This is a genomic window from Streptomyces sp. NPDC019531 (assembly GCF_044903305.1).
Taxonomy (GTDB): Bacteria; Actinomycetota; Actinomycetes; order Streptomycetales; family Streptomycetaceae; genus Streptomyces.
Genome location: NZ_JBJDQL010000006.1, coordinates 264,312 through 288,698, shown reverse-complemented (window position 1 = coordinate 288,698; position 24,387 = coordinate 264,312). Strand labels below are relative to the sequence as shown.

Annotated in this window: 26 protein-coding genes; 21 read left to right on the top strand and 5 right to left on the bottom strand. The window is 70.1% G+C overall.

Going from position 1 to position 24,387, the window contains the following annotated elements; genetic code table 11:
* Nucleotides 1-574 precede the first annotated feature (574 nt).
* The 3 genes from ACI2L1_RS10775 to ACI2L1_RS10765 all read right to left on the bottom strand — a co-directional run bounded on the left by ACI2L1_RS10775 (nt 575) and on the right by ACI2L1_RS10765 (nt 3,798).
* Nucleotides 575-2,053: an MFS transporter gene (locus tag ACI2L1_RS10775; RefSeq protein ID WP_404738963.1), complete on the bottom strand. Its 1,479-nt coding sequence runs from the start codon at nt 2,051-2,053 to the stop codon at nt 575-577.
* A 106-nt stretch (nt 2,054-2,159) separates the two neighbouring features.
* Nucleotides 2,160-2,342, bottom strand: coding sequence for a hypothetical protein (locus ACI2L1_RS10770; protein WP_404738962.1), 183 nt, complete (start codon nt 2,340-2,342; stop codon nt 2,160-2,162).
* Nucleotides 2,343-2,757: 415 nt separating this feature from the next.
* The gene (locus tag ACI2L1_RS10765; protein ID WP_404738961.1) at nt 2,758-3,798 is read right to left on the bottom strand and encodes a zinc-binding dehydrogenase; all 1,041 of its coding nucleotides are present in this window, start codon (nt 3,796-3,798) and stop codon (nt 2,758-2,760) included.
* 262 nt (nt 3,799-4,060) lie between these two features.
* On the opposite strand from ACI2L1_RS10765, the gene ACI2L1_RS10760 reads away from it, so the two are divergent.
* From ACI2L1_RS10760 to ACI2L1_RS10720, 9 genes are all read left to right on the top strand, one after another.
* Nucleotides 4,061-4,585 (top strand): MarR family winged helix-turn-helix transcriptional regulator, encoded by a 525-nt coding sequence (locus ACI2L1_RS10760; protein WP_404738960.1) that lies wholly within the window; start codon nt 4,061-4,063, stop codon nt 4,583-4,585.
* 11 nt (nt 4,586-4,596) lie between these two features.
* Entirely contained in the window at nt 4,597-5,313 is a 717-nt protein-coding gene (locus ACI2L1_RS10755) for a response regulator transcription factor (protein ID WP_404738959.1), read from the top strand.
* Between the two features lie 104 nt (nt 5,314-5,417).
* Nucleotides 5,418-5,582, top strand: a complete 165-nt coding sequence (locus ACI2L1_RS10750) for a hypothetical protein (protein ID WP_404738958.1) — start codon at nt 5,418-5,420, stop codon at nt 5,580-5,582.
* Nucleotides 5,583-6,100: 518 nt separating this feature from the next.
* The gene (locus ACI2L1_RS10745; protein ID WP_404738957.1) at nt 6,101-6,751 is read left to right on the top strand and encodes a GntR family transcriptional regulator; all 651 of its coding nucleotides are present in this window, start codon (nt 6,101-6,103) and stop codon (nt 6,749-6,751) included.
* 170 nt (nt 6,752-6,921) lie between these two features.
* A complete protein-coding gene (locus tag ACI2L1_RS10740; RefSeq protein WP_404738956.1) occupies nt 6,922-7,671 on the top strand; it encodes a PIG-L deacetylase family protein in 750 nt (249 codons plus the stop codon).
* A complete protein-coding gene (locus ACI2L1_RS10735; protein ID WP_404739022.1) occupies nt 7,668-8,372 on the top strand; it encodes a 4-carboxy-4-hydroxy-2-oxoadipate aldolase/oxaloacetate decarboxylase in 705 nt (234 codons plus the stop codon). Before ACI2L1_RS10740 ends, ACI2L1_RS10735 begins: the two co-directional genes overlap by 4 nt.
* Nucleotides 8,369-9,463: a 4-oxalomesaconate tautomerase gene (locus tag ACI2L1_RS10730; RefSeq protein ID WP_404738955.1), complete on the top strand. Its 1,095-nt coding sequence runs from the start codon at nt 8,369-8,371 to the stop codon at nt 9,461-9,463. The genes ACI2L1_RS10735 and ACI2L1_RS10730 overlap by 4 nt, the downstream gene beginning before the upstream one ends.
* Entirely contained in the window at nt 9,460-10,410 is a 951-nt protein-coding gene (locus ACI2L1_RS10725) for a catechol 2,3-dioxygenase (RefSeq protein ID WP_404738954.1), read from the top strand. The genes ACI2L1_RS10730 and ACI2L1_RS10725 overlap by 4 nt, the downstream gene beginning before the upstream one ends.
* Before the next feature lie 114 nt (nt 10,411-10,524).
* Nucleotides 10,525-11,850 (top strand): MFS transporter, encoded by a 1,326-nt coding sequence (locus tag ACI2L1_RS10720; RefSeq protein ID WP_404738953.1) that lies wholly within the window; start codon nt 10,525-10,527, stop codon nt 11,848-11,850.
* 614 nt (nt 11,851-12,464) lie between these two features.
* Here the strand turns inward: ACI2L1_RS10720 and ACI2L1_RS10715 are convergent.
* Nucleotides 12,465-12,875 carry a cupin domain-containing protein gene (locus ACI2L1_RS10715; protein ID WP_404738952.1) on the bottom strand — a complete coding sequence of 137 codons (411 nt, stop codon included), beginning with the start codon at nt 12,873-12,875 and terminating at the stop codon, nt 12,465-12,467.
* Nucleotides 12,876-13,077: 202 nt separating this feature from the next.
* Here ACI2L1_RS10715 and ACI2L1_RS10710 point away from each other — a divergent pair, with 202 nt between their 5' ends.
* The 12 genes from ACI2L1_RS10710 to ACI2L1_RS10655 all read left to right on the top strand — a co-directional run bounded on the left by ACI2L1_RS10710 (nt 13,078) and on the right by ACI2L1_RS10655 (nt 23,977).
* Nucleotides 13,078-13,635: a carboxymuconolactone decarboxylase family protein gene (locus ACI2L1_RS10710; protein ID WP_404738951.1), complete on the top strand. Its 558-nt coding sequence runs from the start codon at nt 13,078-13,080 to the stop codon at nt 13,633-13,635.
* A complete protein-coding gene (locus ACI2L1_RS10705) occupies nt 13,632-15,119 on the top strand; it encodes a sugar ABC transporter ATP-binding protein (RefSeq protein WP_404738950.1) in 1,488 nt (495 codons plus the stop codon). The genes ACI2L1_RS10710 and ACI2L1_RS10705 overlap by 4 nt, the downstream gene beginning before the upstream one ends.
* Nucleotides 15,116-16,123, top strand: a complete 1,008-nt coding sequence (locus ACI2L1_RS10700; RefSeq protein ID WP_404738949.1) for an ABC transporter permease — start codon at nt 15,116-15,118, stop codon at nt 16,121-16,123. The genes ACI2L1_RS10705 and ACI2L1_RS10700 overlap by 4 nt, the downstream gene beginning before the upstream one ends.
* 91 nt (nt 16,124-16,214) lie before the next feature.
* On the top strand, nt 16,215-17,177 hold the full coding sequence (locus ACI2L1_RS10695; RefSeq protein WP_404738948.1) for a sugar ABC transporter substrate-binding protein: 963 nt from the start codon (nt 16,215-16,217) through the stop codon (nt 17,175-17,177).
* 12 nt (nt 17,178-17,189) lie between these two features.
* Complete coding sequence (locus ACI2L1_RS10690; protein ID WP_404738947.1) at nt 17,190-18,101, top strand: LysR family transcriptional regulator; 912 nt, start codon at nt 17,190-17,192, stop codon at nt 18,099-18,101.
* 97 nt (nt 18,102-18,198) lie between these two features.
* On the top strand, nt 18,199-19,113 hold the full coding sequence (locus ACI2L1_RS10685; RefSeq protein ID WP_404738946.1) for a VOC family protein: 915 nt from the start codon (nt 18,199-18,201) through the stop codon (nt 19,111-19,113).
* 13 nt (nt 19,114-19,126) lie between these two features.
* Nucleotides 19,127-20,575 (top strand): NAD-dependent succinate-semialdehyde dehydrogenase, encoded by a 1,449-nt coding sequence (locus ACI2L1_RS10680; protein WP_404738945.1) that lies wholly within the window; start codon nt 19,127-19,129, stop codon nt 20,573-20,575.
* A complete protein-coding gene (locus ACI2L1_RS10675; RefSeq protein WP_404738944.1) occupies nt 20,572-21,342 on the top strand; it encodes a fumarylacetoacetate hydrolase family protein in 771 nt (256 codons plus the stop codon). The genes ACI2L1_RS10680 and ACI2L1_RS10675 overlap by 4 nt, the downstream gene beginning before the upstream one ends.
* On the top strand, nt 21,339-21,710 hold the full coding sequence (locus tag ACI2L1_RS10670; protein WP_404738943.1) for a VOC family protein: 372 nt from the start codon (nt 21,339-21,341) through the stop codon (nt 21,708-21,710). Before ACI2L1_RS10675 ends, ACI2L1_RS10670 begins: the two co-directional genes overlap by 4 nt.
* Before the next feature lie 27 nt (nt 21,711-21,737).
* A complete protein-coding gene (locus ACI2L1_RS10665; RefSeq protein WP_404738942.1) occupies nt 21,738-22,523 on the top strand; it encodes an alpha/beta fold hydrolase in 786 nt (261 codons plus the stop codon).
* Entirely contained in the window at nt 22,520-22,996 is a 477-nt protein-coding gene (locus ACI2L1_RS10660) for a heme-binding protein (RefSeq protein ID WP_404738941.1), read from the top strand. The genes ACI2L1_RS10665 and ACI2L1_RS10660 overlap by 4 nt, the downstream gene beginning before the upstream one ends.
* A gap of 3 nt (nt 22,997-22,999) precedes the next feature.
* Entirely contained in the window at nt 23,000-23,977 is a 978-nt protein-coding gene (locus ACI2L1_RS10655) for a methionine synthase II (cobalamin-independent)-like protein (RefSeq protein ID WP_404738940.1), read from the top strand.
* Between the two features lie 56 nt (nt 23,978-24,033).
* Here ACI2L1_RS10655 and ACI2L1_RS10650 read toward each other — a convergent pair whose 3' ends face one another.
* A complete protein-coding gene (locus tag ACI2L1_RS10650; RefSeq protein ID WP_404738939.1) occupies nt 24,034-24,312 on the bottom strand; it encodes a putative quinol monooxygenase in 279 nt (92 codons plus the stop codon).
* Between the last annotated feature and the right edge of the window lie 75 nt (nt 24,313-24,387).

Sequence of the window (24,387 nt, the reverse complement as noted above, 5' to 3'; positions counted from 1 at the left end):
GCCCCGCCCGCTGTGCGAGACGCGGCCTGGCCGCGAGCACCCTCAGCCCGCGGTCGAAGACGTGCCCGAGGAAGGGGACCGGCAGCCCGCGCTCCCGCGCCGCGCCCGCTGTGCGAACGCGGCCTGGCCGCGAGCACCCCGCTGCTCAACCACCGACCCACCCGCCACCACTCGCCCGCCGACCGTCCGACGGCGCCCCCCTGGCCGCCCGTCTGAGGGCCGTGTGACTGCCTATTCACCGCCCCCTCGGCGACCTGGGCGGCGACCTTCCGCCCGGCGCAAGGGCGATGCCCCCGCCCCCACCGAGCAGCCGCCGCCCCACTCCGCATGGCGATGCCCCGGCCTCCACCTTCACCGACGCCCAGCGACCTCCCTTCACCGACGCCCAGCGGCCTCCGCCGTCACCAACTCCAAGCGGCCGCCGCCCCCAGAACGCCAACACCACCCCCACCAACCCCAAGCGGCTGCCACTCCCGGCAACACCACCGCCACCCCCACCAACGCCAAACGGCCGTCACTCCCGGAAGGAAGCGACGGCCGCTTGGCCGGTGTACCGGTACAGATCAAGCCGGCCCTACGCCTTGGCGCCGACCTCCGCCGGCTGCGTCGGCCCGTCGGCCGGAGCCTGCGGCGCAGCCTGGCGCTGGCGCGGGATGAACGTCGCCACCAGGAAGGCGAGCAGCGCGGCCCCCGCGCCGATGGCCATGACGACCTTGAAGCCGTTCTCCGAGGGCAGCGCCGTGCCGCCGAAGTCGGTGGTCATCTGGGCCAGGATCACACCGGCGAGGGCGCTCGCGAAGGAGGTACCCAGGGACCGCATCAGGGTGTTGAGGCTGTTGGCGGCACCCGTCTGGGAGGGGGCAACGGCGCCCATGATCAGGGCGGGCAGCGCGCCGTAGGTGAAGCCGACGCCGGCGCCGATGATGCAGGAGACCAGGACGAGGTGCCAGACCTCGGACATCAGGACGATGTTCAGGCCGTAGCCGGCCGCCACGATCAGCGCACCGATCATCAGCGTGACCTTGGGACCCTTGGCCTTGGTGACACCCGCGGAGACCGCGGACATGGCCATCATCACCAGGCCCTGCGGCGCCAGCACCAGACCGACGGTCAGCATGGACTTGCCCAGGCCGTAGCCGGTCTGCGAGGGCAGCTGGAGGAGCTGCGGCAGCACCAGGGACATCGCGAACATCGAGAAGCCGAGGGCGACCGAGGCGAGGTTGGTGAACAGCACCTGCGGCTTGGCGGTGGTGCGGAGGTCGACCAGCGGCTGCGTGTTGCGCAGCTCCCACCAGCCCCAGGCCAGGAAGATCACGATCGCGGCGATGCCCAGGCCCAGCGTGGAGCCGCTGGTCCAGCCCCAGTCGCCGCCCTTGGAGACGGCCAGCAGCAGCGAGACCAGACCGGCCGACAGACCCAGCGCGCCGACCAGGTCGAAACGGCCACCGGCGCGCACCTTCGACTCCGGGATGATCAGCAGGACGAGGACGAAGGCGAGGACGCCGAGAGCGGCGGAGACCCAGAACAGGATGTGCCAGTTCCAGTTGTCGGCGATGAACGCGGCGGAGGGCAGACCCAGCGCACCACCGACACCGAGCGAGGCACTCATCAGCGCGGTCGACCCGGCCAGCCGGTCGGCGGGCAGCGCGTCCCGCATGATGCTGATACCGAGCGGCACCACCGCGGCGGCCAGACCCTGCAGGGCACGTCCGATGATCATCGGGGCGAGGGAGTCGGCGAGACCGCAGACCACTGAACCGGAGACCAGCAGCACGATGCTGAGCAGCAGCATCCGGCGCTTGCCGAACATGTCGCCGAGCCGTCCGACGACGGGGGTGGCCACGGAGGCGGCGAGCAGGGTGGCGGTGACCGCCCAGGCGGTGTCGGAGGCCTCCGCGTGCAGGAGCTTGGGGAGCTCGGGAACGATCGGGATGACCAGGGTCTGCATCAGCGAGACGACGATTCCGGCCAGGGCCAGCACCGCCACCACGGCATTCGGCTTCGGAGGGGCGGACGACCCTGCTTCGGCGGGTCGGGCAAGGGCGTCGGACATGGGCTGGGGCCTCCGTCGGAAAACAATGGATTGCTTGACTTACTCAAGTGAATCGCAATTGATTGACTTAAGCAAGTTGAGTCAGGTGTGGGCTGGACTACACGGCTCAGACGGCCGCTTCCTGCGGGTGGTACGGCAGCTCGACGACGACCTGGTAGCCGCCTTGAGGGCGGTGTCCCGCCCGGATCCGGCCGCCGGTCGAACGGACTCGCTCCCGCATCCCGATCAGGCCGTAACCACCGCCGGGGGAGAGGGAGTTGAACGCGCTGCCGCCGTTGGTGACGGACATGGGCAAGGTCGGCGCGGTGGACGAGCCGCACCTCCGCAGTGTCGACGCCCGCGGGTGACCGTGAGCCCGGCGTGCCGGAAGGGCACGGCGAGTTCTGGCAGGTGGGCGAGGCACGGGGCGGGCTGCGGCGGCTTGCCGGGGCCGGTCGCGGGGTCGGTGTCGTGCCGCAGCAGGCCCTCGGTGGCCTTGAGCTCGCGCAGCGCCGAGGACGTGGTGTCGGCCAGTTCGGCGGCGAGTCCTCCGGCCTGCCTCTTCGGGCCGCGCGGGCGGCATCCGGCCGACGGCGCCGGCCTGGATGTTGGCTGTCCAGTGCCGTGTACCCCCACGCCCTTCAGGGCGCGGGGAACCGCGCGACAAGCCGCGATGGCGCCGCAGAGACGCACGGCGGCAGATCGCGGCACTCTCGGACGCGCACCTACGCCTGATCGTCGCCGAAGGTCACGACGATCTTCTCCGCGGCTCCGGGCGTCAGTGCCAGCTCGAACGCCCGTCCCACCTCACCGAACGGCACCCGGTGGCTGATCAGCTTCGCGAACCGCTCGCGGTGCTCCACGAGCTCCGCCGTGACCTCGAAGATCTCCGTCGGATACCCCTGCGAGGCGATGAGCGTGAGCTCGCTGCGCAGCATGCCGCCGAGGTCGACCTCGCCCTTCTTCTGGACGGCGACCATGACCAGCTTGGCATGCCACTTGGCGTTGGCGATCACGGAGTTGAAGACCGCTGGCGCCCCCGCCGCGTCGATGTAGATGTCGGTACCGACCCGGGGCTGGCCCAGCGCGTTGGCGGCCGGGCCGTGCAGCTCGGTCAGCCGGGCCGTGAGGTCCTCCGTGGCGGAGTTGACGACCGCGTCGGCGCCGACCGCAAGCGCGGTCTCCAGGCGCTCGGGGATGATGTCGACCACGGTCACGTGCTCCACCCCGCGCAGCTTCAGCCAGATCGTGGCGCCCAGACCGATGGGCCCGGCACCGAACACGACCACCTTGTCCGCGGGCTTCGCCTCGGAGCGGTTGACGGCGTGCCGGGCGACGGCCATCGGCTCGTTGAGGGAGGCGACGTCGAAGGGCATGTCGTCCGGGAAGACCGCGACACTCGTGCCGACCTCGGCGTTCTCGATGAGCATGTACTCGTCCAGGCCGCCGATGTCGCCGCCGCAGCCGATGATGCCGGAGGGCACGCCCTGCGGGTTGACGACCACACGGTTGCCGACCTCCAGTCCGCTCACCTCGGCGCCGACCTCGACGACCTCGCCGGCCGGCTCGTGGCCGAGCGGGACGGCCCGCATCGATCCGTCGGCGCCGGCGGGCATGCCGCCCAGGTGGAGGAAGAAGGTGTCCGTGCCGCAGATCCCGCAGGCCCTGACCCGCACAAGGGCGTCCTTGGGGCCGGGTACGGGACGCTCGACGTCCACCACGTCGACCTTGTCCTTCGCGGTCAGGACGGACTTCATCGTGGCCATGGGGGATCTCGCTTTCTGGAGGCTGCTGCGGTGTTGTGCCGACGGGCCCGGTGGCGGACAGGGGGGAGTGGGTCCGCCTGCCGGGCCCGACGACCGCGCCATTCCCCTGTCCCCACAGGTCGGGCGCGAGGGCCCGTGTCCGCTCAACGCGGGCCCCGTCTGGTGTCGCCTTGCTTGACTTAGGCAAGCACATGCGAGTTACTTAAGTCAAGCAAGCATCTGCATATTGCTTAAGTTAGGCAACTACCTCTAGGGTGGCGCCATGCCCGCACAGAATCCCGCGCCGGCAGCGTGCGTCTCGGCGAACGTGGTCGAGATCGAGCATGCCCTCAGCCGAATGACCTATCTGGCCGGGAGAGCCCGGCAGCACGAGCGGCTGATGGCGACGGCCGGCCTGGACCTGGATCGCGCCGCCGTGGCCATCCTGCGCAACATCGCGGCGAGCGACCCGGTGCGCCCCGGGGTTCTGGCGGTCCGGCTCTCCGTGGAGGCCTCCCACGTCACCCGTCAGCTGCGACAGCTGGAACGCGGCGGCTATGTGGTGCGGGTCGCGGACCCGGAGGACCGCCGGGCCCAGCGCGTGCAGCTCACGGACGCCGGAATGGCGGCGGTGGAGCGCATACGGGAGACGAGCCGCCGGGGCGTCGAACTGGCCCTGGCCGACTGGACGCCCGACGAACTGGAGCAGCTCGCCGTGCTCTTCCGCCGGCTGGTCCACGACTTCGTCGCCCACACCGAGACGCCGCTCTACCTCTCCGCCCCGGCCTCCGGCGCGAGCCCCACATGAACGGTCATGCCATGTACGCGAACGTCATCGAGAAGCCCCGGTCGCCCCGCCTCGGCACCGGCCAGCACGTCCTGGTCGTCGTCGGCGACCCCCGTGAGACCGAACTGCTCTCCACCACCCTGGGACTGGCCGGCTACCGGGTCGGCACGGCGGACACCGGCGCCGAGGGCATGGCCCGCCTCGTCCGGCACCGGTTCGACCTGATCGTCTGGGACTCCGGGCTGCCCGGCCAGGACACCCTCGCGCGCGGCCGCAGACTGCCCGCCGCGGACCGGCCCCCGATGCTCTTCCTGGCCACCTGCGACTCGCTCCAGGCCCTCGTCCCCGAACTCGGTCCGGGGACGGAGGACTACGTCACCAAGCCGCTGCGGATCGCCGAGGTCCTGGCGAGGGCCGAGGTCCTGCTGCGCGGCCGACCCGGGCGAAACCTGACCCAGCCGTCCTACGGCGACCTCGTCCTGGACGACGCCACCTGCCGGGCCAGTCGAGGCGCCCGCCCGCTCGACCTGACGCCCGCCGAGTACCGGCTGCTGCGCCACCTGCTGGCCAACGCCGACCATGTGCTGTCCAAGGAGCAGATCTCCCGGTACGTCTGGGGCGAGTACCGCGGCGACCAGGCCATCGAGAAGCTGGTCTCGCGGCTGCGCCGCAAGGTCGACCAGGAGGACCCGGCGCTGATCCACACCCGCCGGGGCTTCGGCTACCGCCTCGGCCGCGGCGACGGCTGAGGGGCGGCGCCCTCCCGCGTCCCTCGCGAGGTGCGGATGCCGATCGTCTTCTCTGCCTTGAACAGGCCCTAAGCGTACGGCTGTTCAGGCGGACCTCGCGTGAGGTGACCCCGACGGCCACCGGGCCGCGGGTCCTGCCGCACGTCCGGCGGGCGCTCGGCGAGGTGGGTGCTCTGGTCCGGGAGGCGGTCTCGGGCCATCCCAAGGTGCGCGTCGGGTACGCGCGTTCGGCGTCCGGCCGACACACGCTCGGCTTCCAGCCTCGCTGAAGCCCCGCGCGCCCGTAGGCGGAGCCGTACCTCGTGCGCACCGACTCGGCCTCGGTTGGCCTCGTGGGGCGCGCCTGCGACCTGGCCGTCGTGCGCCGAGAACTGCACGACCAGCGCTTCGGGTCGGCGATCGTCGAACCGGAACGGCGGCCGTGCGCGATGGCCGTCGCCGATCCGCCGGCCCGGCATCGCTCGTTCCGGCCGGCCGACCTCACCGGGCGGGCGCTGTTCGTGGACCGCTGTACCGGGACCGACGCCCGCACGGTTGTGGCCCGAGGGGGCGTCCCGCCGTACGGGAGCCCCATGACGTGGCGACTGGCTCACCGCGATCACCACGGGACGGAATGTCTGGACGACGGCCGAGTCGACCGCCAACCGGTATCCGCGCCGCCCGGGCCTGGAACTGTCGAGCCCGCTCCATCGTCAAGACCGATGACTGCAATACGGCAGACAAAATTGTTGACAATCTTGTTTGGCTAGATTTAGGTTCGACAGGCACTCACTCAGGGAGGGCAACGATGCCGAAAGAAGCCCGTCCGAGCACCGGAGAGCAGGCCAAACAGCATGCGTTCGCGCAGCTGCGGCAGGCGATCCTGCACGGCGAGATGGCACCGGCACAACGGCTGGTGGAGAACGAGCTCGCCGAGCAGTTCGGTGTGACACGGGCCAGCATCCGGGCCGCGCTCATCGATCTGGAGGCCCAGGGCCTCGTCGAGCGGATCCGCAACCGGGGTTCCCGGGTGCGGGTGGTGACCGTCGAGGAGGCGGTCGCCATCACCGAGTGCCGCATGGTCCTCGAAGGACTGTGCGCGGCCAAGGCGGCGACCCTGGCCAGCGACGAGCAGCTCGCCGAGCTGACCGAGCTGGGCACGGCGATGACCAAGGCCGTGGCCGACGGCGAACCGGTGACCTACTCCGAGCTCAACCAGGCGCTGCACGCCAAGGTCCGGGAGTTCTCCGGCCAGCAGACCGCCGTGGATCTGCTGGAGCGGCTCAACGCCCAACTGGTGCGGCACCGCTTCCAGTTGGCGCTGAGGCCCGGACGCCCGCAGCACTCCCTGAACGAACATCTGGCGATGATCGAGACGATCAGGGCCAGGGACCCGCAGGCGGCCGAGCAGGCCGTCCGCGCCCACCTCACCAGCGTGATCGAGGCGCTGCGCGACTGAGTCGCGCGAGGCGGGCGTACACCTGTCCACTCCCGGCGAGTGAGCCGAAGGGGCGTGCCGGTGTCGAGGGCGTGAGCGCGCGGAGGCCCGAAGGGCTGAGCACGGTCGCGGGCCCGACACCGGCCGGAGCCCCCGGAGGCGAGCCGCCTGAACAGAGAGAGATTCGAGTAATGACGCAGTCAGGCGCGCCCGCCAGCCCACGTTCGACACTTGTGATCACCGCACATGCCGGGGACTTCGTGTGGCGCGCCGGTGGTGCCATCGCCCTGGCCGCTTCCCGGGGCGAGAAGGTCACCATCGCCTGTCTGACCTTCGGTGAGCGCGGGGAGTCCGCCAAGGCCTGGCGCGAGGGCAAGAAACTCGACGAGATCAAGGCGATACGCCGGGACGAGGCCGAGCGGGCCGCCGCCACTCTCGGCGCCGAGGTCCGCTTCTTCGACGCCGGCGACTACCCGCTGGTCGCCACCGCAGAACTGACCGACCAGCTCGTCGAGGTCTACCGGGCCACCCAGCCCGACGTCGTGCTCACCCACCCCGTCGAGGATCCGTACAACGGCGACCACCCGGCCGCCAACCGTATGGCCCTGGAGGCCCGCGTCCTCGCGCAGGCCATCGGCTACCCGGGAGAGGGCGAGATCATCGGGGCCCCGCCGGTCTTCTACTTCGAGCCGCACCAGCCCGAGATGAGCGGCTTCAAGCCCGAGGTCCTCCTCGACATCACCGAGGTCTGGGACACCAAGCGCAAGGCCATGGAGTGCCTCGGCGCGCAGCAGCACCTGTGGGACTACTACACCGACCTCGCCGTCCGTCGTGGTGTCCAGCTCAAGCGCAACGCGGGGCCGAACCTGGGCCTGGCCCACAAGACCATGGCCGAGGCGTTCATGCGTCCCTACCCGCAGATCGCGAAGGAGCTGTCCTGATGGGCGTCATCGTCACCAACCCGCCGAAGGCGGCCCTCAAGGACGTCGACGCGCTCGCACAGTACGGCGTGGCCACCGTCAGCGAGGCGATGGGCCGCACCGGCCTGCTGGGACCGGACGTCCGTCCAGTCCAGCAGGGCGTACGGGTCGCGGGCACCGCCGTCACCGTGCTCAGCTGGCCCGGGGACAACCTCATGATCCATGCGGCCGTCGAGCAGTGCGGCGAGGGCGACATCCTGGTCGTCACCACCACCTCGCCGTGCACGGACGGGCTGTTCGGCGAACTGTTCGCGACCGCCCTGAAGCAGCGCGGGGTGCGCGGAGTCGTCACCAACACCGGTATCCGGGACACCCAGGAGCTGCGCGAGATGGGCTTCGCGGCCTGGTCCCGCGCGGTCTCCTCGCAGGGCACCGTCAAGGCCACGGGCGGCTCGGTCAACGTGCCGATCGCCATCGACGGCCAGGTGGTCAACCCGGGCGACGTGGTCCTCGCCGACGACGACGGTGTCGTGGTCGTCCCGCGCGAGCGCGTGGCCCAGGCGGTCGAGAAGTCCGAGGCCCGCGAGGCCAAGGAGGCCGCCACCCGCGCCGCCTTCATCGAGGGCCAACTCGGCCTGGACCGCTACGGGTTGCGGGAGACGCTGAAGAACCTCGGTGTCGAGTACAAGTCGTACGAGGAGTACGCGGGGGAGTCGTCGTGACCGCCGTGCCCGAGGAGGTGCCCTGTCTGCTGATGCGGGGCGGCACCTCCAAGGGCGCCTACTTCCTCGCCGCCGACCTGCCCGCCGAACCGGCCCTGCGCGACGACCTGTTGCTGCGGATCATGGGCAGCCCGGACGAGCGGCAGATCGACGGACTGGGCGGTGCGCACCCGCTCACCAGCAAGGTCGCCGTCATCTCCCCGTCCGCCGACCCGAAGGCCGACGTCGACTACCTCTTCCTCCAAGTCGTCGTCGACCGACCCGAGGTGAGTGACCGTCAGAACTGCGGGAACATCCTCGCAGGCGTCGGTCCTTTCGCCGTCGAGCGCGGACTCGTCCCGGCGGGGGAGCAGGAGACCTCCGTCCGGATCCGCATGGTCAACTCCGGTGACTACGCCACCGCGACCTTCCCGACCCCCGGCGGCCGCGTCGACTACACGGGGAGCGCCGAGATCTCGGGCGTGCCGGGGACGGCGGCGCCCGTGGTCATCGAATTCCCGCCGAGCGCGGGGGAGTTGCTCCCCACCGGCAATGCCGTCGACGTCATCGACGGCGTCGAGGTGACCTGCGTGAACAACGGGATGCCGACCGTCCTCATAGTGGCCGACTCCCTCAAGGTCACCGGCTACGAGCTGCCAAGGGACCTGGAGGAGGACGTGGCCCTGGCCGATCGCCTGCGGACCATCCGCCTGGAGGCGGGCCGTCTGATGGGCCTCGGTGATGTGTCCGACGCCACCGTCCCCAAGCTCACCCTGCTCGCCCCGCCCCGGGACGGCGGTGCGGTCACCACCCGCACCTTCATTCCCGTGCGCTGCCACACCTCCATCGGTGTGCTGGGCGCGGCCAGCGTGGCCGCGGGCCTGCGGATCGACGGCAGCGTGGGCGCCGAGCTCGCGGTGCTCGATCCCGAAAGTGACCGAATTCGCATAGAACATCCCACGGGATTCCTGGATATCGAAAGTAGCCTCGGAGCCACCCCCGACGGCCGCCCCTCCGCCCGCCGTACCGCCGTGGTCCGTACGGCCCGCAAGATCTTCGACGGCACCGTCTTCCCCCGGGCCGCCGACCGACCCACAGGAGGTCACCGATGACTCCGCCGCTCGGCGACATCGCCCATATCGGCCACACCCAGCTCTTCACCCCGGACCTGGACGCCAGCGTCGCCTTCTTCACCGACTACCTGGGCCTCACCGTCAACGGCCAGGACGGCGACACGGTCTATCTGCGGACCTACGACGACTACGAGCACCACAGCCTGGTCCTCACCGCCCGCGAACAGCCCGGCCTCGGCCGACTCGCCCTGCGCACCTCCAGCGAGGAGGCCCTCCATCGCCGTATCAAGGCGAACGAGGAGGCCGGCGGAACCGGCACCTGGGTCGAGGACGAACCCGGCCTCGGCAAGCTCTACGTCACCACCGACCCGGACGGCCACGAACACGCCCTCTACTGGGAGAGCGAGTACTACCGCTGTCCCGACGAGCTGAAGCCCGCGCTGAAGAACCAGCCGCAGGCCAAGCCCAACAGGGGAGTCGGCGTACGGCGGTTGGACCACATCAACTTCCTCGCCGCGGACGTGCTCGCCAACGCCGAGTTCCAGCAGAACGTGCTCGGCGCCCGGCCCACCGAGCAGATCCGGCTGGACACCGGGAAGATCGCGGCGCGCTGGCTGACGTACACGAACAAGTCGTACGACGTCGTCTACACCTCGGACTGGACCGGCAGCGAGGGCCGGCTGCACCACATCGCCTTCGCGACCGACACGCGTGAGGACATCCTGCGGGCGGCCGATCTCGCCATCGACACCGGGGTGTTCATCGAGACGGGTCCACACAAGCACGCCATCCAGCAGACGTTCTTCCTCTACGTCTACGAGCCCGGCGGCAACCGCATCGAGCTGTGCAACCCGCTCACCCGGCTGGTCCTCGCACCCGACTGGCCGCTCGTCACCTGGACCGAGGAAGAGCGGAAGAAGGGGCAGGCCTGGGGTCTGAAGACCATCGAGTCGTTCCATACGCACGGGACGCCACCGGTGGCCTGAGCTGCGCTCTTCCGGGCCGCCCCCAGATTGTCGATGAGATTGTTGACAAAAGCGTTGACACCTTGGGGGTGGCTCCTTAGCGTCTAGCGCACCAAGTACGAGAGGTAACCAACGATGTCTTCCTCCCCCTCCCTGCTGTCCGCTCGCAGCAGCAGACTGGCTCTCCTGGTCGTCGGTCTGTGCTGGCTGGCCGTGCTCTTCGACGGTCTCGACATGTTCATCTACGGCTCGGTGCTCCCGCACCTGCTGGAGACCAAGACCTTCGGCCTCACCCCCGACACGGCCGGTGACCTCGGCAGCTACGCCACCTTCGGCATGCTGGTCGGCGCGCTGACCGCCGGCACCATCGCCGACCGGGTCGGCCGCAAGAAGCTGATGGTCGGCTGTGTGATCCTCTTCTCGCTGGCCTCCGGCCTGTGCGCGATATCCGGCAGCGTCGAGGTCTTCGGCCTCGGCCGGACCCTGGCGGGCGTCGGCCTCGGCGGCCTGCTGCCCACCGCGATCAGCATGGTCTCCGACTACGCCCCCCGCGGCCGCGGCGCCCTCATCATCGGCCTGCTGATGACCGCCCACCACGCGGGCGGCATCCTCTCCGCCTACGTCGCCAAGTGGCTCATCGACCCGGTCGGCTGGCGTGCCGCGTTCTGGGTCTGCGTGCTCCCGCTGCTCTTCGCCCCGGTGCTCGCGAAGTTCCTGCCCGAGTCGCTGAGCTTCCTGGTTGCCAAGGGCCGCAGCACGGAGGCTGCGGCGCTCGCCGAGCGCTACGACGTCGAACTGCCCGCCGCGGCCGGCAAGAAGACCGCCGCCGACCGCTGGGACGCCCTGCTCAACCTGTTCCGCGGCGGCGAGTGGACCCAGACCCTGCTGTACTGGATCGCCTCCTTCGGCGGCCTGCTCCTCGTCTACGGCGTCGCCACCTGGCTGCCCACCTTGATGCGCACCGAGGGCTACGCGCTCGGCGACGCGCTGTCCTTCGTGGTCGTCTTCAACCTCGGCGGCATCGTGGGCATGCTGGTCGCGGGCCGGGCCGCCGACAGGTTCGGGGCCCCGCGCATCTCTGCCCTGTGGTTCGCGCTGACCGCAGCTGGAGTCTTCCTGCTCAGCGTCCACATGGCGCAGACGGTGACCATGATCGTGGTCTTCCTCACCGGTGTCTTCCTCAACAGCGCCCAGACGATGATCTACGCTACCGTCTCGATCCGCTCCACCCCGGACAACCGCGCCACCAGCGTCGGCTGGACCTCCGGCATGGGCCGCTTCGGCGCCGTCTTCGGCCCGTGGCTCGGCGGCCAGCTCCTCGCCTCGGGCAACGGCGACTGGGGCTTCACCGCCTTCGCCATCGCCGGCCTGTCGTCCATGGTCTTCATCGGCATCGCCGCCCTGCGCAGCTCCAAGCAGGCGGCCAGTGGCAGCGAGCAGGAGCTGGTCGCCGCGCACTGACCCGAAGAACGGCCGCCCCAGGGGCGAGGACGAACGCCGGCCACCGCGAGGACGCGGGAGCCGGCGTTCGGCGTGCTGCTCCGCAGGCAGGGCCGCTCGGTGCCCTGGGGCACCAGCCGCACGTGGAGGCCCCACGAGTCTTGGGGGGCGTTGCTCTGACCGCTGGGCGGACGCACTCTGGGGGATCCTGGTGTCGGCCGCGTCGATGGGCGGGCTCAGGGGTGTCGGGGTGGGGGTGGCCCCGTCGTGGCAGGTGCCCGCGTGGCCCGGACCGATCGCCGGTTCCTTGTCGTGCGGGAGCATGCATGCGGCCGCGCGAGTCTTGGGGGCGCTGCTCTGATCGCTGGGCGGACGCGCCCCGTGGGAACTTGATGTCGGCCGCGTCGAAGGGCGGGCTGAGTGGTGTCGGGGTGACAGGTGCCCGCGTGGCCCGGACCGACCGCCGACTCGTTGTCGGCGCGCAGGAGCGTCGCGCGAGGCTCCTCGCGTTCCCTTTCGTGGGCCCACGAAAGGCGCAGGCCCCTCAGCCGGTCCGACGGACGCTGAGAGGCCTGCTCGGGGTGCGCGGTCCCGCGCCCGCTGCCGCCCATGTCAGCGAGGCGGCCGGGAAGCGGTCAGTCCGAGCTCATCTGGTCCTCCGCCGAGAGGTGTTCCACCGTCTCCCCGGTCTCGGTGAAGGTGCGGGTGACGTGGCCCGAGGAGTAGACCCACAGGATGCGCAGCGGAGTGTCGCCGATGTTGCGGAAGAGGTGGGGGATCGGGGAGGGGACGTAGGTGGTGTCGTACTGCTCCAGCTTGGTCACCTCGCCGTCGACCCACACCTCCGCCTCGCCCTCCAGGATCGTGACGTGCTCGTCGCAGTTGTGCGAGTGCAGCGGCGCCCCGGAACCGACCGGGTACACGCTCATCCCGCTGGTGATCAGGTTCTCCCCGCCGGCCGACGGGGTGGTGATCAACGGGGTCGATACGACGGCTCCGCCGCGGTCGAGCGGGGGGACCGACGTGACTTTGATGATGGTGGTCATGGTGAACGACGTTAGGTCGCCGCCGGTGGGACGGGGGGCCTCCGGCGTGCAGTTTTACCTTGCACTCCGGGAGGGGTGAGCTTTCCTGACGCGGCTGTACCTTCACCTGGCACCGCACGGTTTTCGGTCAGTGCGGGTAACGCGCCGGAAAGAAAAGGCAGGTAACGGCCAGATGAGGCTCCCCGTTCTCAGCGATGAGGAAATGAACCCGCGGCAGCAGGAACTCGCCGCCCGGATCGCCGGTCGCCGTGGTGCCGTCCGTGGGCCGTTCCGGGTCTGGCTGCACAGCCCCGAGATGTGCGAACGGGCCGAGTCCCTCGGCGCGTTCGCCCGCTTCGACTGCTCCCTCCCCAAGCATCTGCGTGAACTCGCGCTGCTGATGGCGGCCCGCAACTGGGACGCGCAGTACTCCTGGAACGCACACGTCCACCAGGCGATCGAGGCCGGCATCCCTGAGGCCGCCGTCAAGGCGATCGCGGAGAAGCGCGAGGCCGTCTTCGACAACGAGGCCGACCAGGCCTTCTACCGGTTCTGCCGGGAGATCCTGGAGGAGCACTTCGTCACCGACGAGACCTTCGCGGCCGCCCTTGCGCACTTCGGCTCCAAGGGCCTGGTCGACACCATCGGCGCGCTCGGCAACTTCACCATGCTCGGCATGTGCCTGAACACCTTCCAGGTGGACCTCCAGGCCGACAAGGAGCCCCCGTTCCCGGACATCCGCGGCTACGGCCGGGTGGCACCCGAGGGCGACCGGCCATGACTCCGGTCCTACGAGTCAGAGGCGTCACCAAGTCCTTCGGCGGGGCCGCCGCCCTCAAAGGAGTCGACCTCGACCTGTACCCCGGCGAGATCCACGCGTTGATGGGCATGAACGGGGCCGGCAAGTCGACGCTGGTGCAGGTCCTCTCGGGAGTGCACCAGGCCGACGGCGGCACCGTCGAGGTCGGCGGCAAGGAGCACTCCGGGCTGACCGTGCGCAAGGCCCGCAGGCTGGGCATCGCCTGCGTTCCACAGCGCCGCGAGCTGGCGATGGGGCTCACCGTCGCCGAGAACGTGATGCTGGGCGACCTGCCCACCCGCGGCCGTACCGTGCACTGGAAGGCCGTACGGGACGAGGCCCGCGCCGCCCTGTCCGGGCTCGGCATCGACATCGATGTGCAGCGGGTCGCCGGCACCCTCACCGTGGCCGAACAGACCATGGTCGAGGTGGCCCGCGAGGTGCGCCGCGGCGGCCGGATCCTGATCCTCGACGAGCCGACCGCGTGTCTGAGCGCCAAGGACGCGGACCGCATCCGTTCACTGGTGCGCACCCTGCGGGACGACGGGGTCGCCGTCGTCTACATCTCGCACTACATCGACGAGGTCATGGCCGTCGCCGACCGCCTCACCGTGTTGCGCGACGGGGCGGTGGTCACCAGTGCGCCCGCCGCGGAGATGGACCCGGCCTCGCTGGTGCGCAGCATGGTCGGCCGGGATGTCGTCTCCCGGCGACCCGAGCGGCCCGCGCCCAAGGACGAACACGGCCTCGCCGTACGGGGGTTGACCCATGGGCGGGCAGTCCGGGACTTCTCCGTCGAGGTCCGCAGGGGCGAGATCGTCGCCGTCCTCGGACCCGCGGGCGACGCCCAGTCACGGCTGTTCGACCTGCTGTCCGGACGCCAACGCCCGGACACCGGCGAGCTGTTGGTCGACGGCCGGGCCGTGCCCTTCGGCCGGGTCGCCGCCTCACTCGCCGGCGGGCTGCGCTGTGTCACCGGCGACCGTCGCACCCTCGGCCTGGTCCAGGGGCTGACCCTGGACGAGAACCTGATGCTGGCCGGTGACCGCTTCGCCCGCCGCCGACTGCACCGCCGCGGTGAACTCGCCCGCCGCGCCGCCCCGTTGCGCCAGAACTACGGAGTGGTCGCGCTCACCGGCAACCCGCCCGTGGGCGCGCTTTCCGGCGGCAACCAGCAGAAGGTCCTGCTCGGCAAGTGGCTGGAGACCGATCCGGTCGCCTGCTTCCTCGAAGACCCCACCAACGGCGTGGACGTCGCCGCCATGGCCGACATCCACACCCTGGTCGACGACCTCGCCTCGCGCGGCGTCGCCGTACTGCTCGCCTCCTCCTCAGCCGAGGAGGTCATGCGCCTCGCAGACCGGGTCGTCGTGGTCAGCGCGGGCCGCACGGTCGCCGAACACGACATCACCGCCATCACCCGCGACGAGCTCGTCGCCACCGCACTCGGAGGTCAGCCGAAGTGAGCCTCAAGACCCCCTCGGCCGCCCCGGACACCGTGGCCGAGCGCACCGAATCCCGATGGTCCCCAAGGGAGTTGCTGCACATCCCGCACGGCGGACTCGTCGTCGTCCTGGTCCTGGTGTGCGTGTTCACCGCCGTCCAGGCGGACTCCTTCACCACCTCGCAGAACCTGCTCAACGTGCTCCGCCAGATCAGCGTCACCGCCGTCATCGCGGCCGGGCTCACCCTGCTGATGACCGCGGGCGGCATGGACTTCTCCATGGGCAGCAACGCGGCGGTGACCGTGTCGGTGGGCGCGACCCTGCTGCACGACGGCCGGCCGACCTTCGTGACCGTGGTGCTCACCCTGCTGCTGGCCACCCTCATAGGCCTGGTCAACGGCCTCGTCGTCACCTTCACCCGGGTCGCGCCCTTCGTCGCCACGCTCGCCTCCGCGATGCTGCTCGACGGAGTGGCCCTGCTCGTCCTCGACGGCGAGTCGATCACCATCGGGCAGCGGATGTGGGCCCTTGGCAACGACAAGGTGCTCGGCATCCCCTACCTGTGCGTCGTGGCCGTCCTGGTGCTCGCCGTGATCGGCCTGGCCATGCGGTTCACCACCTTCGGCCGGGACGCCTTCGCGATGGGCGGCAACGAGCACGTGGCCCGGCTCAGCGGCATCAACGTCTCCGGACGCAAGCTCGCGCTGTACGCCCTCGCGGGCGCGCTCGCCGGGCTGGCGGGACTGATGCTGCTGTCCCGACTGGGTGCTGCCGCGCCCAACACCGGGGGTCTGCAACTCCAGTTGACCGCCGTCGCCGCGGTGGTCATCGGCGGAACCTCGCTCGCCGGGGGCCACGGGACCGTTGTGGGAACCGTGCTCGGAGTTGTGCTGCTGGGCGTCGTGGCCAACGCGCTGAACCTGCTCCAGGTCAACAGCTACTACCAGTACGTCGTGACCGGCGGGGTGCTGCTCGTCGCCGCGGTCATCAACGAGTTCCAGCGAAAGTCCGTACCGGGCCACTAGCACCGCACGGACCTCGAACACTTCCGCAGCCCCCAGTGCGCCCCCCCACGCCCACACCCTTCTCTTCAACGATGCAGGAAAGGCCAACTCCATGAAGCCCACGATCCGCTCCCGCCGCACCGCCGCGGCCTCGCTCGCCGGCGTCGCCGCCCTGGTGCTCTCCGGCTGCGGTTCCGAGTCCGACGCCGGGGGCGACGTCGACAGCTCGGTCACCCTCGGGTTCGTCAACGGCGCCAACACGAACTTCCACCAGTGCCTGCTGAAGGCCGTCGAGCAGACGGCCAAGACGGAGAAGGCCACCGTCTACTCGGCCAACTCCAAGCAGGACGCCGGTACCGAGCTGTCCAACATCGAGGACATGATCGCCCGGAACGTCGACGCCCTGATCGTGCAGACCGTCAACGTCGACGCCCTGGAAGGCGACATAGCCAAGGCGAAGAGCGCGGGCATCCCGATCTACCTCACCTCCGTGGCCACCTCGGACACCTCCGACGTCCTCGGGGTCGCCAAGGTCGACCTCAAGCAGCTCGGCGCGCTGGACGCCGGCTGGATCGAGAAGGACGCCGCCGGCAAGGCCGTGAAGGTCGGTATCGTCGCCGGTGCCCCCGGCGCCGCCTCCGACCTGATGGTGGGCGGCTTCAAGGGCGCCCTGCCGGCGACCGCGAAGGTGGTGGCCAACCAGCCGGGCATGTTCAACCCGGCCAAGGCCCAGGACGTCGCCGAGAACATGATCCAGGCCCAGCCCGACCTCGACTACGCCTTCGTCGCCAACGAGGAGATGGCCTTCGCGGTCCGCAAGGCCTTCGACGCGGCGGGTGCCAAGGACGTGAAGATCGTCACCGCCAACGGCACGGACGAAGGGCTCGCCGCGGTGAAGAGCGGCCAGTTCTCCGCGACCGTCGCGAACTCGGCGATGACCATCGGCCAGACCGCCGTCAAGAACACAATCGGCCTGCTCAACAAGGACACGACTGTTGACAAAATTGCCAACATTCCTCTTGTCTTGGTGACCGATGACAACGTGGACGAAGCGCCGCAGTACTGCCCCAAGTAAGGAGCACCACCCATGGACCGCCTGCTTCTCATGCACAGCTTCGTCACCGTGGCACAGGTGGGCAGTTTCAGCGGGGCCGCCAAAAAGCTGGGTTCCTCGGGCTCGCTGGTGTCACGGCACGTCGCCGAGCTGGAACGGCAGGTGGGCGTACGTCTGGTCAATCGCACGGCCCGCTCGGTGAGCCTCACCGAGCCGGGCCAGCGGTACGCCGAATTCGCCGCGCGCATCCTCGACGAGATCGAGGCCGAGGACGCCGGAATAGCCCAGTCGCACGACCGCGCCGAAGGCACGCTGAGCATCATCTGCCCGAAATGGATAGGCAGCCTGGACCTCGGGGACGCCATTGCCGCCTTTTCCGCCGCGCACCCCAAAATCCAGATCCGTTTCGAACTCGGCGGAATGTCCGACCGGACCTACGACTTTCTGGACAGCGGATTCGACGTCGCATTCCACACCCGGGATCTGCGCGACTCCAGCGTCCGGCTCAAGAAGGTCTCCTCGCTGCCGTTCGTACTGTGCGCGTCGAAGGCGTACATCGACCGGCACGGCACCCTCGCGCACCCGAACGACCTCGCCCACCACGACTGCCTGGTCCATGTGAACGACCCGGTCTGGCGCATCGGCCACGGGCACGCGAGCACCCTGCACAAGATCCGCAACATCGCCTTCGCGTCCAACTCCTACATCGCGCTCCAGAAGGCGGCCGTCCACGGCCGGGGCATCGCCCTGCTCCCACAGCGTCCGGCCTACGACGACCTCGTCTCCGGCGCCCTGCAGGTCCTGCTTCCCGACCTCGCGGTCCCCGACCGCCCCCTGTACGCGATCTACGGCCCAGGACACGACACCCCGCGCAAGGTGAGCGTCTTCCTGGACTTCCTCAGCGAGTGGTTCTCGCAGAACCCGATCCCGGCGATCCGGCCGTAACTGCAACAAACGATTGCGCACCTCGTGCGGCTCGGGTCATTGAGGGTCCGGCGATCCGAAACCTACGCTCACGAGGCGACCCGGAAACGAGGAGTCCATGGGAATCCAGAGAATCGAATCGGTCACGTACGGCATCGACGACCTCGGCGAGTGTGTCCGGTTCTTCGAGGACTTCGGGCTGTTCCTGCTGGAGCGGACCGACGAGCACGCCGTGTTCGAGACGCTCACCGGCCAGACACTGCGTCTGGACACCGAGCCCGGACCGCTGCTGCCGGCACCCGTGGAGGGCGGGCCCACCCTGCGTGAGGTGGTGTGGGGCGTCGACACCCGGGAGGAGCTGGAGCGACTCGTGGCCGCCGCCGGCAAGGACCGGGAGGTCCGGGAGAGCGCCGACGGCGTCCACCACACCGTCGACGAGACCGGCTTCGGCGTCGGACTGACCCTGGCCCGGCCCAAGGACGCACCGGTGACCCCGCGCCCCGCCAACGCGCTGGGCAGCGTCAACCGCTGGAACACCGCCCTTGAGCCGCTGGGGCGCGCGTACCCGCTGCGCATGTGCCATGTGGCCCTGAACATCCCCAAGCCGGGCAAGGACGAGGCGGTCGCGTTCTACACCGAGCGCCTCGGCTTCCGCCCCACCGACGTCGTCGAGCCGATGGGCGTCTTCATGAAGGCCCCGGGCGACCAGGACCAGCACACCATGCTGCTCTGCCACCGCCCCGACCGCGCCGGCGTCAACCACATCGCCTACGAGGTCCCCGGCTTCGACGACGTCATCGAGGGCGGCAACTTCATGATCGAGCGCGGCTGGCGCGAAGCCCGCAGACTCGGCCGCCACACCATCGGCTCCAACGTCTTCCGCTTCCTGCACGCCCCCTGCGGCGGCCGCGTGGAGTACGCCGCCGATATGGACCGGGTCGACGACTCCTACGAGACCCGCGTCCACGAGACCACCCCGCCGCACCACATCTGGGCCCTGCGCACCAACCGCGACCAGGACGCCCCCGCCTGAGAGGCACGCACCCATGACCACCGACCACGGCTACCCCGCCGTCCGCATGTACATCGCGGGCGAGTGGTGCCAGGGCGGAACCGGCACCACCGCCCCGATCGTGAACCCGGCCACCGAAGAGGCGATCGGCGAGGTGCCGCTGGCCACGACGGCCGACCTGGACCGGGCCCTCGCCGCCGCCGAGGAGGGCTTCCGCGTCTGGCGCGGCACCCCCGTCGCCCGGCGCACCGAGATCCTGCACGCCGCCGCCGACCTGATCGCCGAGCGCGCCGTCGAGATCGGCCGGATCAGCACCCTGGAGCAGGGCAAGCCCCTCGCCGAGTCGACCGGCGAGGCCCGCCGCACCGCCGAGACCCTGCGCTGGCACGCCGATGACGCCCGCCGCGCCTACGGCAGGATCATCCCGTCGGCCCCCGGCACCGTACTGACCGTGCGCCGTGAGCCGATCGGCCCTGTCGCCGCCTTCGTACCGTGGAACTTCCCGGTCGGCGGCCCCAACCGGAAGATCTCCTCGGCCCTGTCCGCCGGCTGCTCCCTCGTCATCAAGGCCTCGGAGGAGACCCCGGCCACCGCCGCCGCACTGGTCGCCTGCTACGCCGACGCAGGCCTCCCGGCCGGTGTGCTCAACCTCGTCTTCGGCGAGCCCGCCGAGGTCTCCGCCCACCTCATCGCGTCCCCGCTCACCCGCCTGGTCGCGTTCACCGGTTCGGTCCCCGTCGGCAAGCTCCTCGCCGCCGAGGCCGGCAAGGTGATGAAGCCCTCCCTGATGGAGCTCGGCGGCCACGCCCCGGTGATCGTGTGCGCCGACGCCGACCCCGTGCAGGCCGCCCGCAAGGCCGCGCAGGCCAAGTTCGCCAACGCAGGCCAGGTCTGCACCTCCCCGAGCCGCTTCCTCGTCCACGAGAGCCTCGTCGAGGCCTTCACCGCCGAGTTCGTGAAAGCCGCCGAGGCGGTCGTCGTCGGCGACGGCCTGGCCGACGGCACGAAGATGGGACCCCTCGCCAACGAACGCCGCCTCAAGGCGATGGAGCGGCTCACCACGGACGCCGTCGCCCGTGGCGCCAAGGTCCTCACCGGCGGCGAACGGCTCGACCGCCCCGGGTACTTCTTCGCCCCGACCGTCCTGACCGACGTACCCGAGGACGCGGAGCTGCTGCACGAGGAGCCGTTCGGCCCCCTCGCGCCCATCGTCCCGTTCGCCGACCTCGACGAGGCGCTCGCGACCGCGAACGCGCTGCCGTACGGCCTCGCCGCCTACGGCTTCACCCGCTCCGCCGCCACCGCCGAACGGCTCTCCGACGAACTGGAGGCAGGCATCCTGTCCCTCAACCACTGCGGCGGCTCGGTCCACGAGGCCCCCTCGGGCGGGGTGAAGGACAGCGGCTACGGCCGGGAGGGCGGCCCCGAGGCCCTGGACGCCTACCTGGTCACCAAGCGCGTCTCCCATCTGCTGGTGCCATGAGGTACGCGCGAGTCTCGGTCGCCGGCCGGCCGGTGTGGAGCCGGGTGGGGGAGTCGGAGATCGAGCTGCTGTCCGGCTCCCCGCTGGAAGGCACACCGGACGTCATCGGCACGGTGGCGCGCGCAACGGCCGTATGGCTGCCGCCCGTCGTACCCCCCGTCTTCTACGCGGTCGGTTACAACTACCCGCGCCACATCGCGCACGCGGGAGCCGCCACACCCGAGCGCCCCGAGGTCGGCTACCGCGCCAACAACGCGCTCACCGGCCACGGTTCGCCCATCGTCAAACCGGTCGAGGTCGAGGGCCGCTTCGAGGCCGAGCCCGAACTCGTCGCCGTCATCGGCCGTACGGTCCGGCACGCCACGTACGAGGAGGCGCGCGAGTCCGTCTTCGGCTGGACGATCGGCAACGACGTCAGCGCCCGCGCCTGGCAGCACCAGGACCGCACGTTCTGGCGCAGCAAGAACAGCGACACCTTCAAGCCGATGGGCCCCTGGATCGAGACGGACGTCGACGCGCTCGCGCAGACGACCACCCTCAGCGTCAACGGCTCGGAGCGCGCGCGGTTTCCCACCGGCGACATGGTCCACGACCCCTTCGCCCACATCGTCGAGATGACCCGCCACCTCACCCTGCACCCCGGTGACGTGCTGTGGATGGGCGCCGAGTCGACCTGCCAACTGGAGCCCGGCGACACCGTGGACATCGAGATCAGCGGTATCGGTGTGCTGTCCAACCCCGTACACCTCGAAGGGAATCGAGCATGAGCAAGGAACCCCGTTACATCCACCACGTCAACTTCCCCACGACCGACCCCGACCGTACGGCCGAGTGGTACACGAAGGTCTTCGGGATGAAGCGGATCATGCCCAAGTCCAACACCAAGGTGGTGCTGATGACCCGGGGCAACTTCGATCTGCACTTCACGCCCGTCGAGGAGATGGAGCGCATGGCGCCCTATCACTTCGCCGTCGAGGTCGATGACTGGGACGAGTTCCTGGAGCACCTGGGGGAGCTGGGCATCCGGCACACCCGGCCCATCCAGCGCCCCGAGAACCAGTCCAAGTTCTGCTACATCCACGACCCCGACCACACCATGATCGAGCTGGTCTGGCACGGCAAGCGCCCCAACTGACCCGCTCACGTACGGGAGTTCATTCTCATGCCCATTGCCGACTCCGACGGCACCTCCATCTACTACGAGCGCCACGGCAGCGGACCGGCGATCCTGTTCGTGCACGGCAGCGGTGGTCACCATGCCGCCTGGTGGCAGCAGGTCGCCGCGCTGCGTACCGATTTCACCGTCCTCACCGTGGACCTGCGCGGCTTCGGCGGGTCCGACTCGTCCATGCCGGAGTTCGACGGCCAGGACTTCCCCGGTGACGTGGTCGCGGTCCTCGACGCCGAGGACATCACCGACGCGATGCTGGTCGGCCAGTCCATCGGCTCCGTCGCCGCACTGCGCGCCGGCCTGATGCGCCCCGAGCGGGTCTCCTCCGTCGTCCTCGGCCACTCCCTCGGCGGCATCAGCCACCCCGAGCTGAAGGAGCTCGCGGCCGCCGACCGTGCCGAGGCCGTCAAGCTGCCGGTGATCGACCGGCTTCTCACAAAATCGTTCCAGTCGCAGCGCGCCGATCTCACCTTCCTGTTCCAGCAGATGGGCACGTTCAACGTTGCCAAGATGCAGGACCTGCGCAACCTCGACACCAACGGCCCGTCACTGGAGGAGATCCAGGCCTCGGGCGTGCGTGTCGCCTTCCTCGCCGGCGAGAAGGACGCGGTGCTCAGCGTGAAGACGGTCACCCGCGCCCACGAACTGCTCCCCGGCTCCCATCTGGAGATCGTCGAGGGCGCCCCGCACTCCATGTACTGGGAGACACCGGGCCCCTACAACGCGGCGATCGCCCGCCTGCGCCGCACCCTCACCGCACCGAAGGAAGCCGTATGACCACCCTCACCCTGGACGCCGCCGAGGAGATCATCGACGCCGCCCACAAGCGCGCCCAGGCCATCGGGAAGGCGGTGAGTGTGGCCGTGGTGGACGCGGGCGGATTCCCGATCGCGATCCGCCGCCCGGACGGGGCCCGCCCGCTCACCCCGGACATCGCCCGCGCCAAGGCCTACACCGCGGCGATCATGCAGCGCCCCGGCAAGATGCTCAAGAAGTGGCAGGAGAGCCAGCCCGTCTTCTTCTCCCAGCTCTCCCAACTCCCCGGCGCCGCCCTGCCGATCATGGCCACCGAGGGCAGCGTCACCATCAAGAAGGACGGCGAGATCATCGGCGGCCTCGGCATCGCCGGCGGCACCGCCGACGAGGACCAGCAGATCGCCGAGGAGGTCCTCCAGTCCCTCGGTTACGAGCTGGAGTTCGCCGCCTGGGGCGTCGCGGGCAAGCCGGCCGAGTCCGGAAAGGACGCATGACCCATGGCGGACACGTTCAACTACCGCATCGACCACCACGGCAGCCTCGTCCGGCCGACCGACCTCGCCACCACCGGCGTGGATCAGGCGGTCGAGAACGCGGTGGCCTACCAGCGCCAGCTGCGCTCCACCGTCGTCACGGACGGCGACTATCCCCGTGAGGACTTCCGCAGCGCGGTCCTTGACGGCGTGTCAGGTTTCCGTCGTACGGACGAGGAGGACGCGGACGGGCTCACCCGCTGGGTCGCCGAGTCCCTCCCGAAGGCCAACGGCCCGCTGCTCGCGGACTGGGCGGCCAAGCTCGCCGACCTGACGGTGATCGCCCCGAAGGCCTCCCTGCCCTCCCCGGCCTACCTCGCCGCCACCACCTACGAGCCCGGCCTCGGCGTCTCCTCGGCGCGCGAGCTGGGCGAGGCCCTGGCGGAGATCATCCAGGCCGAGATCGTCCTCCTGGTCTCCCGGGGCGTACGCCTGATCCAGCTCAACAACCCCCTCCTGCTGGGAGGCGACCCCGGCGCACTGTCCTTCGAGGACGCCCTCGCGGTCGACGCACAGGCGGTCCGGCTCGACGAGCGCCCCGAGGGCGTCCGGATCGGCGTCTGCCCCGGCTGGTCGGCCCCCGTCGACGTGGACAGGGCCCGCACCGAGCGGCTGTACGCGGGTATCCCGGCCGACCGCTGGATCCTCCCCTTCGACCAGGGCACCGAAGCCGAGCTCGACCTCGTCAGGGTGCTGCCGGACGACCGCGACTTCTGCCTCGGCGTGGTCGACGCGACCAGGCCGGAGCTGGAGGACATCGACACGGTGATGTCCCGCATGGACGCGGTGGGCGAGTTCAAGGACCTGGAGGACGGGGCCGTATCACCGTCGAGGGGCTTCGCGGACGCGGCGTCGCACCCGCTGCTGACAGCGGAGTGGCAACGGAGAAAGCTGGTCCTGGTGGAGACGATCGCCCGCTACTGCTGGGGCAACGAGTTCTGACAGCGAGGGGCCGGGAGACCGGCCCCTCATCCGTTCAGAGGACGTTCAGAAGACGCTCAGAGGACTTCGGCGAACGTCACCGACCGGTCGGTCAGCAACGGCCACACCGTCTCCACGATCAACCCCCTGAAGTGCTCCGCGACCTTGTGCGCCTCGAATCCGTCCTGGTCGGCGTACTGCTCGTACAGCAGGAACCCGCCCTCCACGGCATGCACCTCGTACATCAGGTTCGCCGGCTCCGCACGCGTATGCTCCCGCACCTTCAACAGGGCGGCCCGCACAGCGTCCTCGTCGGCGGGATCGCACTGGTAGCGGGCGACGACTGCATAGGCCATCTGATTCCTCCTGGTCGCTGGTTCGGCCCGCCGATTCCAGCATGAATCCCCTGATGGGCGGTTCGCGCGGAGCGC

What these genes read in the sequence shown, in the direction of transcription:
- ACI2L1_RS10775 (WP_404738963.1), bottom strand. Translation starts at nt 2,053, where the DNA reads ATGTCCGACGCCCTTGCCCGACCCGCCGAAGCAGGGTCGTCCGCCCCT.
- ACI2L1_RS10770 (WP_404738962.1), bottom strand. Translation starts at nt 2,342, where the DNA reads ATGTCCGTCACCAACGGCGGCAGCGCGTTCAACTCCCTCTCCCCCGGC.
- ACI2L1_RS10765 (WP_404738961.1), bottom strand. Translation starts at nt 3,798, where the DNA reads ATGGCCACGATGAAGTCCGTCCTGACCGCGAAGGACAAGGTCGACGTG.
- ACI2L1_RS10760 (WP_404738960.1), top strand. Translation starts at nt 4,061, where the DNA reads ATGCCCGCACAGAATCCCGCGCCGGCAGCGTGCGTCTCGGCGAACGTG.
- ACI2L1_RS10755 (WP_404738959.1), top strand. Translation starts at nt 4,597, where the DNA reads ATGTACGCGAACGTCATCGAGAAGCCCCGGTCGCCCCGCCTCGGCACC.
- ACI2L1_RS10745 (WP_404738957.1), top strand. Translation starts at nt 6,101, where the DNA reads ATGCCGAAAGAAGCCCGTCCGAGCACCGGAGAGCAGGCCAAACAGCAT.
- ACI2L1_RS10740 (WP_404738956.1), top strand. Translation starts at nt 6,922, where the DNA reads ATGACGCAGTCAGGCGCGCCCGCCAGCCCACGTTCGACACTTGTGATC.
- ACI2L1_RS10725 (WP_404738954.1), top strand. Translation starts at nt 9,460, where the DNA reads ATGACTCCGCCGCTCGGCGACATCGCCCATATCGGCCACACCCAGCTC.
- ACI2L1_RS10720 (WP_404738953.1), top strand. Translation starts at nt 10,525, where the DNA reads ATGTCTTCCTCCCCCTCCCTGCTGTCCGCTCGCAGCAGCAGACTGGCT.
- ACI2L1_RS10715 (WP_404738952.1), bottom strand. Translation starts at nt 12,875, where the DNA reads ATGACCACCATCATCAAAGTCACGTCGGTCCCCCCGCTCGACCGCGGC.
- ACI2L1_RS10710 (WP_404738951.1), top strand. Translation starts at nt 13,078, where the DNA reads ATGAACCCGCGGCAGCAGGAACTCGCCGCCCGGATCGCCGGTCGCCGT.
- ACI2L1_RS10705 (WP_404738950.1), top strand. Translation starts at nt 13,632, where the DNA reads ATGACTCCGGTCCTACGAGTCAGAGGCGTCACCAAGTCCTTCGGCGGG.
- ACI2L1_RS10695 (WP_404738948.1), top strand. Translation starts at nt 16,215, where the DNA reads ATGAAGCCCACGATCCGCTCCCGCCGCACCGCCGCGGCCTCGCTCGCC.
- ACI2L1_RS10690 (WP_404738947.1), top strand. Translation starts at nt 17,190, where the DNA reads ATGGACCGCCTGCTTCTCATGCACAGCTTCGTCACCGTGGCACAGGTG.
- ACI2L1_RS10685 (WP_404738946.1), top strand. Translation starts at nt 18,199, where the DNA reads ATGGGAATCCAGAGAATCGAATCGGTCACGTACGGCATCGACGACCTC.
- ACI2L1_RS10680 (WP_404738945.1), top strand. Translation starts at nt 19,127, where the DNA reads ATGACCACCGACCACGGCTACCCCGCCGTCCGCATGTACATCGCGGGC.
- ACI2L1_RS10675 (WP_404738944.1), top strand. Translation starts at nt 20,572, where the DNA reads ATGAGGTACGCGCGAGTCTCGGTCGCCGGCCGGCCGGTGTGGAGCCGG.
- ACI2L1_RS10670 (WP_404738943.1), top strand. Translation starts at nt 21,339, where the DNA reads ATGAGCAAGGAACCCCGTTACATCCACCACGTCAACTTCCCCACGACC.
- ACI2L1_RS10665 (WP_404738942.1), top strand. Translation starts at nt 21,738, where the DNA reads ATGCCCATTGCCGACTCCGACGGCACCTCCATCTACTACGAGCGCCAC.
- ACI2L1_RS10660 (WP_404738941.1), top strand. Translation starts at nt 22,520, where the DNA reads ATGACCACCCTCACCCTGGACGCCGCCGAGGAGATCATCGACGCCGCC.
- ACI2L1_RS10655 (WP_404738940.1), top strand. Translation starts at nt 23,000, where the DNA reads ATGGCGGACACGTTCAACTACCGCATCGACCACCACGGCAGCCTCGTC.
- ACI2L1_RS10650 (WP_404738939.1), bottom strand. Translation starts at nt 24,312, where the DNA reads ATGGCCTATGCAGTCGTCGCCCGCTACCAGTGCGATCCCGCCGACGAG.